Genomic DNA, 14,671 nt, shown 5'->3' on the forward strand with positions numbered 1-14,671 from the left:
ACTTTTCTGTTAAGATTTATTAAATTCTAAACCATGTTCTTCAGCGTAGCGAGACATAAAGCGCATAAATCTGTCCCATTCTTCAGTTGATTTCATGATATAAGTAGCTTCTAGTGCTTTAGCCTTACCATTGATAAACTTACCTTTGACTTCTCTTGTCACCATTTCTCCTTCTTCGTCAATCAGATACATACCCGTAATTTCTTCGGTATTGTCACTATCCAAAACTTTAGGGGAGTCAAAGTAAAAAGTTGCTGTACCAGTGCTACCATTACGAGAGCGAGTTAAACGAACATCAGGTATGGTTTCTTCTGTGATACCTTGCATGAATTGAATATGAGCCATCTTATTATTTTGATCATTGATAGTAATTTTTTATCATCTCATAGAAATAGATTTTATGCTCTTAGAAGTCCAGGTTCACGCTTTATTAAAAGCTTATCTTAGGGAACATCGAGACATTGATTGGCCCCATCATTTAACGATCGCTCGTTTAGTAGCGCGTGGATTACGAATAGGACGTTCTAGCTTAATCCAAACTGGTACAGAAGTTGAGCGCTATAGCTTGAGTTATTTAATACCCGCTTTATTGACTACGGAAAATATTTTATTAGTTGTACCCGAAGCTTGGCAAGTAAAATTATTAGAGCAGGATATTCCCCATTTACAAAACTGGCTCAAAGAGCATCAAAGTGAGGTAGAATTATCTCAATCAAAACTCATGATTACTTCTTTTCCTAACTGGTTGAGCGATCGCCTTAACCATTTAGGACATTTTCCCGATTCTCTTCCTACGGTAATTATTCAAGCAGAAGATTTAGAAACCTGGAGTCGTCAACAATTAACCCTAGATCTTACCCCCCAAGATTGGTTAGAGCAATTACAACAAGCTAACTCTCAACAACACAATATTACCACAGTCAAAGTCAAAATTACTCAAAACCTTTATCAACACCCCCCCAATCCTTACGGTTGTTATGCTTTAGATGAATCTATTCAAATAGAATTAGAGTCTCTTTGGGATAATTTAGGCAGTTTAGGGTTATTATCTCCTGTTATGGAGCGTTTTTGGAGACAATGGCAACAGGGAGAACAAATTTTCTGGGCTTCTCTACAAAGAGAGACAGGACAATTTCATCTTTTTTTAGCACCCCATTCTGTTGCAGGATATTTAAGCCAAATTTGGACTAGACAACCCGTCGTGATTATGGGTCAATTTATCGATAAACAAATTACTGCTACTCTAGGGTTAGAAGATATTCTACAGTTAAACTTTGCTCCTGATGCTCAGAGAGAATTAATTCAACTTTACTCACCTGCTAGGTTTCCGTTTCCTAATACTCCAGAGTTTCAATTTGCACTATATAGAGAGATCAACAAGCTAATCACCAATCAAGGTTTAGTCATCTTAGTCGATGATTTACCCCTGAAAGGTCAATTAGCTGCTATTTTAGCTAGTGAGTATGGTTCAAGGGTTCAGGTAGAAACCCAAGATTTGCCTACTAATGGTATTTTAATCAGTGGTTGGGAGTTTTGGTGTGAACAAGCAGAGCCATTTTGGTCTCCGGAACTACTAATTATGGTTACCTTACCCCTTCCTTCTCTTGAACATCCTGTGGTAGCTAGTAGAGTTAATTACTATAAACAAAAGCGTCAAGATTGGTTTCGGGGTTATTTACTACCAACTGCTTTAAATAAGATGCAAAAAGCGATCGTCCCTCTACGCAATAGTCAAGGTACTTTAGTAATTCTCGACAATCGAGTTAATTATCGTAGTTATGGTGATGATATTATCAAAGCTCTCGAACCTTGTGCACGTATTAATAATTTGTCATGATTTAGGTGTTATTCCGAATGCGCGAATTAATGAGTTTTTCGCCCATTCCCCCTCTCTCCCTTCTCCCTTCTCCCTACTCCCGTCTCCGAAGTCTCCTCCCTCTCCCCATCTCCCCACACTCCCCTCTCTTCCCTCATGAAGATAACTTAATCTTAACAGAGGGTAGCTATGATGATCAGCGTAGCTATGAATCAAAAACTATCGGTATGTTTGATAAAATCTTTATACCCAGTTCAGAAGTTGAGAAAGCATCAACTCTTCGTCCTCGTAAAGGCGTGATTATTGGAGTTGGTCAAGTAGGTTTAGCTTGTGCTTACTCAATGTTAATCCAAAATTGTTTTGACGAGTTAATTTTACAAGATATCGCCAAAGAGAAAGTAGAAGGTGAGGTTATGGATTTAATCCATGGTCTGCCTTTTCTTGACCCCACGGATCTCAAAGCGGGTACAGTAGCTGATGTAGGACAAAATGCCGATGTAGTGATTATTACCGCGGGAGCAGCCCAAAAACCTGGTGAAAGTCGTTTAAACCTCTTAGAACGCAATGTAGCTATTTTCAGAAGTATTTTAGCAGATGTGGTCAAATATTGTCCCAACGCCATCTTATTAATTGTCAGTAATCCTGTAGATATTATGACCTATGTTACCTTGAAAATAACTGGTTTTCCTAGTTATCGGGTAATTGGTTCGGGTACAGTCCTAGATTCTGCTCGTTTTCGTCAACTTATCGCCCAAAAACTCGGTATAGATGCTCGTAGCGTCCACGCTTATATCATTGGAGAACATGGAGATAGTGAAGTTCCTGTGTGGAGTACAGCCAATGTAGCTGGAATGAAATTATTATTAACAGATGACCTAGACTCTTTATCAGTAGAAAATCGTCAAGAATTAGATGACTTATTTAGTCAAATCAAAAATGCAGCCTATGAAATTATCCAACGTAAGGGTTATACTTCCTATGGGATTGGTTTAACCGTAACCGACATCGTTAAAGCAATTCTAGGTTCACAAGAAAGAGTACTAACCGTCAGTAGTTTAGTCAATGATTTTTATGGTATTAACAATATGTGTCTAAGTCTTCCTACGGTAATTAACGAAAAAGGTGTACTTAAAACCGTTAATTTGACTTTGAGTAAATATGAACAAGAATTATTACTCAACTCAGCTAAAATTCTCGAACAAACATTTAAAGAGTTAAAAATTTAAATAGGGAAGAGGGAATAGGGAAATGTAGAATTTTCGCGCATTCTCAATCTACCTCACAACATAAACTTTAACCTTGACCGAGCAGTATTTCACCTAATACCTAACCCCTAACCCCTAACCCCTAACCCTCTCTTCCTACTAACTCCTGACTACGAACTCTTTATGAGGAGACTTGAGTTAAAGTAATAAAAACCACTCAGTAATAACAATGGCTATAGATATTATTCAACTACTTAAGGATTCTCCCGAATTAGTCTCATTTGTTTTGCTAGGTCTAGCGTATTTCATTGGCAATATTCGTCTAGGTAGTTTAGAATTAGGCGCACCTCCAGGGATATTAATCGCCGGTCTGATTTTTGGATATTTTGGCTTTAACGTTGACGAGGGATTAGACACTATCGGTTTATTCTTTTTTCTCTATGCGGTAGCGTTTCAAGCAGGTCCTGCTTTTTTTAGCGTGGTTTTACCAGAAGGAGCAAAATATGTTGGATTAGCAGCGATCGCCACAGGTATTGGCTTCCTGTTAACCTATATTTTTGCACAGGTATTTGGTTTTGAGGCAGGGATAGCAGCAGGATTACTAGCAGGATCTTTAACTAGTCCTGCAGGAGTAGCTGCAGCTTTAGAAGCCGCTCCACAAATGAGTCAAAGTATCAGTATCAGTTCCGCTTTAACTTTTTTAATCGGCGATATATCAGCAATATTACTTGCCCGTAGCATACCTAATTTATTTCGCTTTGATTTAGTCGCTGAGTCTAGAAAAGCCGCAGAAGAGAAAAACGTTACTGAAGGAGATCAAGATCGTCTTGATGATGATTGGAGTTTAACTTTAAGAGCTTATCAAGTCAATAATCCGAGTTTAATTGGTAAAACTATGACTGAGTTTCACAATTTTACTCAATGTTTAGTTTTGCGTTATAAAAGGAAGAATGATGTGTACACTGACTTTTCACCAGAAACAACCATAGAATTAGGCGATCGCCTGTTAATCTGGGGACCGATCGCCCAACAAGACATTCTAGATCAGTTATTCGGTGCAGAAGTAGCAGACGCTGACTTATTAAAGCTGAAAATCATTACCCAAGATATAACCATCAACAAAGAGAGAGTATTTGGTCAAACCTTAGAAAGCTTGGGAATACATGATAAGTATGCTTGTCATATTACAAGAATATCTCGTTCGGGAATTAACCTACAAATCAACCCTGAATTAGCAATTTCTCGGGGAGACGTTTTAACCATTTCAGGTCCTGAAAAAAACTTAGAACAATTAACTAAAGAAATCGGTTACGTGGAAAGAGACTTTAACGCTACAGACTTAGTAACCTTCGCAGGAGGGATTGTCGGGGGATTTCTCCTAGGAAAGATTAATATTATTATTAATGGGATTAAGATTGGTTTAGGAAGTGCAGGAGGTTTATTATTTGTAGGTATTTTACTAGGGTATTTACGTTCTATTCATCCTACCTTTGGTCGTGTTCCACCAGCGACATTGTGGATTTTTAAGGAACTAGGATTATTATTTTTCCTGGCAGGAGTGGGAATAAAAGCAGGTCAAGGTTTCTCTGAAGCTATCAGTGCACTAGATATCAGCTTTTTTCTCTGTAGTTTGGTTATCGCTACAACTCCTGTGTTAGCTGTATTTATATATGGTGTTTATGTACTCAAGATGAACCCTGCTTTAGTTCTAGGTGCTAGTACAGGTGCGGTTACTGCTACTCCTGCTATGGCAGCAGTCAGCGCTGAAGCCCGTAGCTCCATACCTACTATTGGTTATGCGGGAACTTACGCTTTTGCTACAGTTTTACAAGCGATCGCCGCAAGTGTGATGACTTTAATTTAAGAGATAAAAGGGAAATGAAGAATTAAGCTCGTTGCTGCGCTTTGCGCTACTGCGAACCCCTTTCCCCCTTTCCCCCGAACTCAAATATAGTGTAAGTTGACCAAAAAAAGCTTTTAATGTACAATGAATTGTAGAGATTACTCTTACTGCGTCCAACGATAGTAAAGTTACTGCAGTAAAGTACAAAACTATGTCGCTCTATACCCCATAAAAGTATCAGTGACTGACTAGGTAGTTCCGGCACACAATAATATTGGTAATTCAATAATGGGCTACTGCTTAAATCCTGATTGTTCTCGTCCTCAAAACCCCCCCAATGTTAAGCAATGTCAAGCCTGTGGCTCAAGCCTAGTCTTGCACGATCGTTACTTGACCGTCAAAAAACTCGGTAAAGGGGGATTTGGCGCAACTTTTCTAGCGGTTGACGTCTCCTTACCTGGCAATCCTTGCTGTGTAATTAAACAATTACGCCCTTCTAACAGCGAACCAGGATTATTAGAAATGGCGCGAGAATTATTCGCTAGAGAAGCTAGAACTTTAGGTAAAGTAGGGAATCATCCTCAAGTCCCGAGACTTTTAGACTATTTTGAAGTTCAAGAACAATTTTATCTGATCCAGGAATTCGTTCAAGGATTAAACCTACATCAAGAAATCAAACAACAAGGAGTTTTTGACGAAGAAAAAGTCAAATACTTCTTATCCGAAATTTTACCAGTGTTAGACTATATACACGCTAATCGAGTCATTCACCGCGACATTAAACCTGCTAATATCATTCGTCGGGACATAGATAATAAACTCGTCCTTATCGATTTTGGCGCGGTTAAAAACGAAATTAATACCCTAGCTGCAGCCAATACCTCTAGTCGAACCGCTTTAACCGCTTTTGCAATTGGTACACTAGGGTTTGCACCCCCGGAACAATTAGCTATGCGTCCCGTTTATGCTAGCGATATCTATGCTGTAGGTGTCACCGCTATCTATCTACTTACAGGAAAATCGCCCAAAGATTTAGGTATAGACCCAGCTACTGGTGAGTTACAATGGCACGAATACGTTAGCCTGAGTCCAACCTTAACTCAAGTTTTAGAAAAAATGCTAGAGTTATCGGTACGTAATCGTTACAAATCAGGTAAAGAAATTCTCGAAGTTCTTCAATTTGAAGAAGACTCTCAGGATTTATCGGGAGGATTAATGACACAACCTTCTGGATCATTACCTAATCATAATATGTCCTGGAATCGGGATTCTCTGAGTTCAGGGATGTTAAATTCCGGGATGTTAAACTCAGGGATGTTATCCCAGAAACCCTCTACTAATCGTCGTGTTTCAGCTCAAGCTGAAGCTATACGAGATTTACAAGATCGTCGTCGTCAAAGATCCGAACAAAGCCTAGATAGCACTGATGTGACACAGAAGGGGGAATCTCTAGAAGCTAATAAACCTTCTCTTCAAAAAGGTAAACCAGGTCAAAGTTCCCAAAAAATCGTTAAACTACCTGCAGAATTGACCGAAGAATTAGTACTCGAAGCTTATAGTTACGGTTGGGTTGATTTTTGTCAACGATCATTAAAACGATTTAACCTCAAAAAAGCTAATCTAGCGGGTTCAAAATTCCACCAATCCCAATTAGTAGAAGTTAATTTTCAAGGAGCAAATTTATCTAAAGCAGACTTTGGACGTGCTAATCTCTTTAAAGCAATCCTCAGAGACGCTAATATTAGTGAGGCTTATTTAGGTTATGCTAACTTAGAAGATGCAGATTTAAGAGGAGCTGATTTAAGTTTTGCTTACCTAAACTATGCTAACTTAAAAGGAGCTAATCTCTGTGGTGCTAATTTGAGTGGAGCAAGAATCAGTGATACACAATTAGCTCAAGCCAAAACTAATTGGAGAACTGTTTTACCCCAATAGTTTAGACTTGAGACACTTTTAATCCGTAAATCCGTGGAGATTTGCGCCAAATAATCCAAGGTCTCAAAACTATTTTAACTAATAACCATAGAGAATGCAATTCTCCTGGAGTTTCTTGTCTTTGCCATTGTCCTGGACGACAATATAATAACTCAACTAATTTTCTCTGTTGGCATAAATCTACTTCAGAGAAGGCTATTTTTAACATGGGGAAGTCTTCGCTAAACTCGGTGCGGATAATTTCTCCTTTGAGGCTAATTTTTTCTTGGACAAAATCTAACTCTACGGGTACGTTTTTATCTCTAACTAAGGGTAAGATTCCTAATTCAGTTACTCCTAGATAAGCTTGGGTTTCTGATAAACAGTGAGTAATACCCCAAAAATCCTGATTTTCAAGGGTAATTTTGACTACTCGACGTAAATTAAACCAAGGGTTAATATCTAATTGGGGAGCATCTAAAAGTACTAATAAGGCTGCACCTAGGGTGATCAGATTATATAAACTCCAAATCCAACCTAGACTCATTCCCCGAACATGATTAGCTAAGGCTGAATATTGTCCCATCGCTACTAAAATACAAGCAACTAGATTATACCAAAGACTAGCTGCGGTTAAAATAAATAGAATCAACAACGGTAAAGCTAGTTTGAGGTTAAAATGACGGCGATCGTTTTTCGTACCCTTCGGAGTAACTTTAAATCCCTTCGCAAAAGGGTTAAACATGACTTGAATCACCGTTAAAGCTAAAGGAAAAGCTAACACCAACCCATAGACTCCCGATAAAATAGCCGAACGAGAACGAAAATTTAACCAAGAAAATAAAGTAATCTGAGTCAAATAATAAGGTAAAAAGAAATAAACTATTTCTCCAGGATTAGCTATTAAAGGAACAATACTTAACAAAGCGTAGAGCAATGGCATAACCAAAAAAAATACAGTAGCAATACTAGCAAACCAATGCAATAACCCGTCTAAATGGGCTAATCTCTGTTTCCAAGTTAAACCAGGAATCCTTAAAGGATTACTCCCGATAAAAAACCCTTGTAAAGTTCCTCGTGCCCATCGTAATCGCTGAGTAGCATGAGATGCGATATTTTCTGCGGCTAATCCCGCGCTTAATTTTTCATCTAGATAAACCAGGTGATAACCATTGGCTGAGAGACGAATACCCGTATAATAATCCTCACTTAAAGAATCAGTAACAAAACCCCCAATCTCTTCTAAAGCTGAACGTCTAACAACAAAAGATGTACCAGAACAAACTACACTACCTGCTGCGTCTTTGATTGGTTGTAAATGTCGATAGAAAACCTCTTCTTCAGGGGTTAAAATCTCTTCTAATCCCAAATTACGCGCAATAGGATCGATATTATAAAAGCTTTGGGGAGTTTGTACTAAACCTACCTGCTTATTTTGCAAAAACCCCAAAGTACGTTGTAAAAAATTGCGCGTCGGGACAAAATCTGCGTCAAAAACCACGATAAATTCACCTTCGGTTTGACTGAGAGCATTATTTAAGTTACCCGCTTTCGCGTGAGCATTATCAGGTCGAGTTAAATACTCACACCCTAATTCTTGAGCTAATTTAGCTACCTCACTTCTTCTAGTATCATCAAGAAGATAAATGGTTTTATTGACATAGTCTAAGGCTTGACAACCAATAACCGTGCGTTTGAGAATAAATTCAGGCTCATTATAAGTAGGAATAAAAATATCGACACTAGGTTGGAAATCACCCTCAATAACGGCGATCGCTAATCTATCCGCTTCTGGTTGGCGATTGCTTATTTTCAACATCAAAAATAACTGTAAAAGACTGGTAAACAGCACAAAAAGTTCTACCAGATATAAGGCTACACTAAAAAGACCATTGAGAGGATCGCTGAGATTTAAAGTAGATAAAGAACGCCATAATAAATAGCGTATCGCTAAAGCCAATAAAATAGACACCACCGCAATTCTTGACCAATTATGGGGTTGAGGTGAAATCTTAGTAATTCCTAAAGCAATCAGAAAAAACCCTAAAGCAGGAAAAAATAAGACTTTGCGTAACATCATTGGCGCTTCTAACCACACCGGGGGGTTATATTGCCATTCTCCCAAAAATAGCCCAATTAGTTTAAGATTATGCCAACCAGTAAACCCAAGAGTCAGGATGAGAGTTAGCAACAAGATTGCTATCAATAACACCAGAGTCACTCGTTGAGACTTGATTTGTCGAAAATATTGAGGTCTCATTAGCTAATCTCATTAAAAACTACTATCCTTATGTATAACAATCTTTGCTGAATATTAGCTGAAATTTAGCTAAAGCTTTTCTAAAGCGATCGCTTGATCAGAAAAATCTCTGTTAAAATAAGCGATCGATGCACTTAAATTACATATTCTCAAAAACCTTGTCTCGCGTGAAAACCTCTTTCCTATTCCCTATTCTCTAATATTGGATGATATCCCTCAACAACCTTCAACAACAACAATTAGACAATTGGATTGATTACGCTCGCGCTCAAGCTCAACAAGGAGTTATCCTAGAGTATATACCTTTACTCAACGCTGTTGACTCTAATGCTTTTGCTGTGTGTATCCTCACTAAAGAAGAGAAAATATTCTCTCAAGGAGATACCACAGCAATAGTTCCTCTGATGAGTGTAATTAAACCTTTTTTATTATTATATCTATTAGACTATTACGGAGCTGAAATTATTTTTCAACGAGTAGGTAAACAACCCTCTATTTATCCTTTTAATTCTCTACTGCAATTACGTCAAGATCAAGGTTTTCCTAGGAATCCGATGCTTAATAGTGGTGCAATGAGTTTAGCTGCTTTACTTCCTGGAAAAGATGGTTATACTCGTTGTGAAAATCTGCGTATCTGGTTAAATGATCAAGCCAATTGTAACCTAGAACTTGAACAATCTGTACTTGATTCGGTTAAATCTCTCCCTAATCAAAAAAATCAAGCACTGATTCAGGAGTTATTTAATCAAGGTTATATAATTGAGCCTTTTACTACTCTTGATACCTATAATCATATCTGTTGTTTAGCAGGAAATATCCTTGATTTCGCTAAACTAGGAATGCTTCTAATAGATAATAATCCTAACGAAGCGATCGTTAGAGAAGTAATGTTAAGTTGTGGACTCTATGAAGCTTCCCAAGATTTTCAAAATCAAATAGGATTACCTACTAAATCCGGAGTCAGTGGTATTGTCCTCTCTATTATACCCCAACAAGGAGCGATCGCCTGTTATAGTCCACCCCTAAATTTTCAGGGTAATTCCGTAGTCGGATTAGCCTTAATTAAGCTTATCGCCCAATATTTGCAAGGATAGATAATTATGGCGCAAATTCCTTCCCTATCTCTAGAAATACCTAACTCAATGTATCTAAGTAATGGTACTAGATTAGGTTGGTTAATTAACCCCCAACAAAGACTTGTAGAGATTTGTAGATAATCCCAGGTCAACTTTCAGAAGAAGATGGTCTTACCCGGATTTATCCTTTGTTTGACTCGAATTATAAACTAAAGCCCAGTTGATTTGACTGAGAATACCCCTAAGAGTAGTTACTTCTTCTTTGGTTAATTGTGCTTTAGCATACAGACGCTTTATTTTTGCCATTCTCGCACTAGCTGTATGGGGATAGAGATAACCTATATTTAATAATAATTGCTCTAATTGCTGATAATATCCCTCTAGTGCATCTAAACTGGCTAAATCCTCCCTAACCACGGTATCGTTAACAGATACTTTTTCCACTAATTGGGATAACTCATAAGCGCAAATAGCTACCGCTTGGGCTAAATTTAAAGAAGGATACTCAGGGTTAGTGGGAATATAAACATATCTTTGCGCATAATTAAGCTCTTCGTTGCTTAAACCTCGATCTTCAGGACCAAAAATTAAAGCAGTCTGAAGATTGGCTGAGATTAACCAGGGTAAAGCTTCCCGAGGTGATTCTAATAATAAACCTCCCGTACGTATTCTAGCAGTAGTGGCGATCGCCCTTTGACATCCCTGTAAAGCTTCAGCTAAATCATCCACTTGTTGTGCGTTGGTTAAAACATCTTCGGCGTGTACCGCCATTTGACGCGCTTCTGCTCCTAAAGGGTTACAATGGGGTTTAACTAACACTAATTGTGTTAAGCCTAAATTTTTCATTACCCGCGCTACTGAACCAACATTCAGTGGTCCTGCGGGTTCGACTAAAATAATTTTCAGGTTATTAAGTAATTTATTATTCATGAGGGAGAGGGAAAAATACTTGCAATTTTAGTAAATCTTGTTTATAATAATAAAGGTTCAATAGCCAGCGGACGTGGCGGAATTGGTAGACGCGCTAGATTTAGGTTCTAGTATCTCTGATGTGAGAGTTCGAGTCTCTCCGTCCGCACTAAGCAAAGTAGGGGTAGTTAACAAGACACCCCTATTTTTGTGCTCAAAAAGAAGAACGAAAATTGGTGACAAAAGATCTTACAGCATCAGGTAAATCAATTAGCTGTTGCCAAAGTTTCTGTGGTTCAATACCGAAGAATAGCTGTAAAAATAAAACGAGCAAAGCTATAGAAATAGCTGTGTTGAAGCTAGCTTTAATAACTTTTACCAGCCAATTGAAGACCAAATAGGTAATAATAATTGCCCCAATTAAGATAAGTAAATCCATTCTAAGAATAGCAAAGTGTTTGACTAATTTTGAGTACTTCTGCTCTTGCCCATTGATCTATTCTGAGAATATCATCGAGACTAGGAGTAGGAGAGTTATCCTGTTGATGGCGATCGCAGACGGTCTCAATTAAACGAGGAATATCTAGAAAAGTGATCTTTTCCTCTAAAAATAGTGCTACCGCTTGTTCATTAGCAGCATTAAGTACAGCAGGCATAGAGCCACTAGCGCGACCTGCGGCATATGCTAAACTCATACAAGGATACTTGTGGTGATCTGGTGCTCTAAAACTCAGGTTAACAATTTTCACTAAATCTAGAGGTTGCCAATCAGTATAAATGCGCTCGGGCCAAGAAAGAGAGTAAAGTAGAGGCAGACGCATATCAGCCCAACCCAATTGAGCTAAAACAGAAGTATCTTGTAATTCTATAAGAGAGTGAATAATACTCTGAGGATGAATAACGATATCAATGTGGTCATAATCCAAACCAAAGAGATAATGAGCCTCAATTACCTCTAAACCTTTATTCATCAGGGTAGCAGAATCTACAGTAATTTTACGTCCCATAGACCAATTGGGGTGTTTGAGAGCGTCTTGTACGGTAACTGAGGCTAATTTTTCCACGGGATAATCGCGAAAAGCCCCCCCAGAAGCGGTGAGAATAATACGTCGTAAGCCCTGAGAGGGAACACCTTGCAGACATTGGAAGATAGCCGAATGTTCTGAATCAGCAGGAAGTAATTTAACCCCATGCTTGGCTACTAAAGGTAGTACAACGGGAGCACCAGCGATGAGAGTCTCTTTATTAGCTAAAGCGATATCTTTTCCCGCGGTGATAGCGGCGATGGTTGGTAATAAACCTGCACAACCTACTATACCAGTGACCACAATTTCAGCGTCACCATAGCGCGCCACTTCTGCTATACCTTCATCTCCTGTCAGGATTAGAGGTTGGTAGTCAATAGAAGAGATAGCCTCTTTTAATTCGGTTAATTTAGAGGTATCACGAATAGCGATAATCTCAGGACGAAACTGAGCTATTTGAGTAGCAAATAAAGATACATTACTACCTGTTGCTAAACCAACGACGCGAAACTGTTCGGGATATTGACTAACAATATCGAGGGTTTGAGTACCAATAGAGCCAGTAGAGCCAAGAATGGTGATTGCTTTCACGGTTTTCCTTCCAGTTGGGGATCAATAACAACTATATTAATAGTAAGGTATGGATGCTTACCTACAAATTTTTATTGATGCGGGGGAGTCTATGTTTAATCCCACAAAGTATCTCCCAGGATATTGTACCCAAAGTATTAGCCCAATCATCAGCACTGATCATAAGATTACCATCTCTACCCAAAAGGGTAACTACTTCTCCTGGTTGAACATCAGGGATATTGCTAACGTCTAACATCAGTTGATCCATGGTAATAGCGCCAATTTGAGGGATGAGTTGACCACGCACCAAGACTTTTAGTTTTTGGGAGAGATTGCGGGGAACACCATCAGCATAACCAATACCAACTACTGCTATTGGCAGAGGGCGATCGCTGATAAACTGATGACCATAACTTACCCCTGTACCCTTGGGGATAGTTTTTACTTGGGTAATTCTAGCTTTGACCTCTAAAACGGGACGTAGGGAGACTACCTGACGTAGATGAGGTGCAGGGTATAAACCATATAAAGCTAAACCTACCCTGACTAAATCATAGTGTAAAGAAGAATCCGTCAAAGTAGCTGCAGAGTTAGCTAAATGCAACCGCAAAGGAGTTAAACCATGACTTTTTAATTGGGTGGTCGCCTCTTGATAGCGTTGTTGCTGTAACCTCATTACTTCTGGATTAGGGTCATCTGCTGTAGCTAAATGAGAGTAGATACTAAGTATATTGAGATTAGGTAATGTTTTGACCAAACTAGCAAAATTAGTCCCTTCGTACCAAGGTACACCGAGACGAGACATTCCCGTATCCAACTTAAGATGCACCCCTACTTCTACCCCTAACTCTTGGAGGACTTGACTAGAGAGTAATGCTTGTTCAGGACTAGATAAAGTAGGTTCTAAACCCCAAAGGGCGATCGCCTTTACTTCAGCTGGAGTAGGAGTAGCCCCCAAAATAATCATAGGGGTGTTAACACCACTTTTACGCAATTGGATACCTTCAGTCACTGTAGCTACAGCCACAGAAGTACAACCCGCTTCTAAAAGAGTTGGGGCTACATTTACCGCACCATGACCATAAGCATCTGCTTTAATTACCGCCATCAGTTGTGTTTTAGGCTGCAAAATCCCTTTAATCGCCTTAACATTATGTCTAAGGGCGTTATGATCTATTTCTACCCAAGCTCTTTGATAACTCAATTGAGACAGACAAGAGTTACTCTCCAAATCAGTCTTGATTCTAGACTGTTCTTTGTACATGGTTCAATATTTGGTTAACTTTATTACTAATTTAGGCTAAAATATACTTGTTAAGATTTATTGCGCCAGCTCAGAAATTCAAGTAAATTGCTGAGTTCACATGATTCTAACTAACAGATCTTAAAGAGGATAGAACACAATGGCATACGAACAACCAGCATTACCTTACGATCAAACAGCGCTAGAACCCCATATATCTAAAAGCACTCTTGAGTTTCACTACGGCAAACACCATGCAGCTTATGTAACCAACTATAATAAAGCTGTAGCAGGAACAGAATTAGATAGTAAACCCATCGAAGAAGTAATTACAGCGATCGCCGGTGACGCTTCTAAAGCAGGTATCTTTAACAATGCAGCCCAAGCTTGGAATCACACCTTTTACTGGAATTCAATTAAACCCAATGGGGGTGGAACTCCTACCGGTGCTTTAGCTGACAAAATCAAAGCCGATTTTGGTAGTTTTGAGAACTTCGTAACCGAATTTAAACAAGCGGGTGCTACTCAATTTGGTAGTGGTTGGGCTTGGTTAGTGTTAGATAATGGAACTCTCAAAGTTACTAAAACTCCTAACGCAGACAACCCCCTAACCGCGGGACAAGTTCCCCTACTTACTATGGATGTTTGGGAACACGCTTATTACCTAGATTACCAAAACAAACGCCCCGATTACATTGAGACTTTTATCACCAAGTTAGTTAATTGGGATTTTGCTGCAGCTAATCTAGCAGCAGCCTAAATAGGCTCTAGGGATTAGGTCAAACCTAGTCCCTAATTTAAATTTAG

General features: G+C 38.9%; 12 protein-coding genes and 1 tRNA gene. 7 read left to right on the top strand and 6 right to left on the bottom strand.

Annotated features, from left to right (window positions below):
* Positions 1-9 precede the first annotated feature (9 nt).
* On the bottom strand, positions 10-345 hold the full coding sequence (locus EA365_15935; GenBank protein TVQ42136.1) for a photosystem II reaction center protein Psb28: 336 nt from the start codon (positions 343-345) through the stop codon (positions 10-12).
* A gap of 55 nt (positions 346-400) precedes the next feature.
* Between EA365_15935 and EA365_15940 the strand changes: the two genes are divergently transcribed.
* The 4 genes from EA365_15940 to EA365_15955 all read left to right on the top strand — a co-directional run bounded on the left by EA365_15940 (position 401) and on the right by EA365_15955 (position 6,799).
* Entirely contained in the window at positions 401-1,837 is a 1,437-nt protein-coding gene (locus EA365_15940) for an ATP-dependent DNA helicase (GenBank protein ID TVQ42137.1), read from the top strand.
* A 206-nt stretch (positions 1,838-2,043) separates the two neighbouring features.
* The gene (locus EA365_15945; protein TVQ42147.1) at positions 2,044-3,042 is read left to right on the top strand and encodes an L-lactate dehydrogenase; all 999 of its coding nucleotides are present in this window, start codon (positions 2,044-2,046) and stop codon (positions 3,040-3,042) included.
* A 208-nt stretch (positions 3,043-3,250) separates the two neighbouring features.
* Positions 3,251-4,885 carry a hypothetical protein gene (locus EA365_15950; protein TVQ42138.1) on the top strand — a complete coding sequence of 545 codons (1,635 nt, stop codon included), beginning with the start codon at positions 3,251-3,253 and terminating at the stop codon, positions 4,883-4,885.
* A 267-nt stretch (positions 4,886-5,152) separates the two neighbouring features.
* Entirely contained in the window at positions 5,153-6,799 is a 1,647-nt protein-coding gene (locus EA365_15955) for a serine/threonine protein kinase (protein TVQ42139.1), read from the top strand.
* Position 6,800: 1 nt separating this feature from the next.
* Here the strand turns inward: EA365_15955 and EA365_15960 are convergent, their stop codons facing one another.
* Positions 6,801-9,038: a glycosyltransferase gene (locus tag EA365_15960; GenBank protein TVQ42140.1), complete on the bottom strand. Its 2,238-nt coding sequence runs from the start codon at positions 9,036-9,038 to the stop codon at positions 6,801-6,803.
* Between the two features lie 206 nt (positions 9,039-9,244).
* Here EA365_15960 and EA365_15965 point away from each other — a divergent pair, with 206 nt between their 5' ends.
* Entirely contained in the window at positions 9,245-10,132 is an 888-nt protein-coding gene (locus EA365_15965; protein ID TVQ42141.1) for a glutaminase A, read from the top strand.
* A 153-nt stretch (positions 10,133-10,285) separates the two neighbouring features.
* Here the strand turns inward: EA365_15965 and EA365_15970 are convergent, their stop codons facing one another.
* Positions 10,286-11,044: an RNA methyltransferase gene (locus EA365_15970; protein TVQ42142.1), complete on the bottom strand. Its 759-nt coding sequence runs from the start codon at positions 11,042-11,044 to the stop codon at positions 10,286-10,288.
* A 67-nt stretch (positions 11,045-11,111) separates the two neighbouring features.
* Between EA365_15970 and EA365_15975 the strand changes: the two genes are divergently transcribed.
* Positions 11,112-11,195 (top strand) — tRNA-Leu (locus tag EA365_15975).
* Positions 11,196-11,237: 42 nt separating this feature from the next.
* On the opposite strand, the gene EA365_15980 is transcribed toward EA365_15975, so the two are convergent.
* The 3 genes from EA365_15980 to EA365_15990 all read right to left on the bottom strand — a co-directional run bounded on the left by EA365_15980 (position 11,238) and on the right by EA365_15990 (position 13,885).
* Positions 11,238-11,462 carry a hypothetical protein gene (locus EA365_15980; GenBank protein ID TVQ42143.1) on the bottom strand — a complete coding sequence of 75 codons (225 nt, stop codon included), beginning with the start codon at positions 11,460-11,462 and terminating at the stop codon, positions 11,238-11,240.
* Between the two features lies 1 nt (position 11,463).
* Positions 11,464-12,639 (bottom strand): 1-deoxy-D-xylulose-5-phosphate reductoisomerase, encoded by a 1,176-nt coding sequence (locus EA365_15985; GenBank protein ID TVQ42144.1) that lies wholly within the window; start codon positions 12,637-12,639, stop codon positions 11,464-11,466.
* 61 nt (positions 12,640-12,700) lie between these two features.
* Positions 12,701-13,885 carry an alanine racemase gene (locus EA365_15990; GenBank protein ID TVQ42145.1) on the bottom strand — a complete coding sequence of 395 codons (1,185 nt, stop codon included), beginning with the start codon at positions 13,883-13,885 and terminating at the stop codon, positions 12,701-12,703.
* A gap of 139 nt (positions 13,886-14,024) precedes the next feature.
* Here EA365_15990 and EA365_15995 point away from each other — a divergent pair, with 139 nt between their 5' ends.
* Positions 14,025-14,624, top strand: a complete 600-nt coding sequence (locus EA365_15995; protein TVQ42146.1) for a superoxide dismutase — start codon at positions 14,025-14,027, stop codon at positions 14,622-14,624.
* Positions 14,625-14,671: the final 47 nt, after the last annotated feature.

This window comes from Gloeocapsa sp. DLM2.Bin57 (genome assembly GCA_007693955.1).
In the GTDB taxonomy this organism is placed as follows: Bacteria; Cyanobacteriota; Cyanobacteriia; order Cyanobacteriales; family Gloeocapsaceae; genus Gloeocapsa.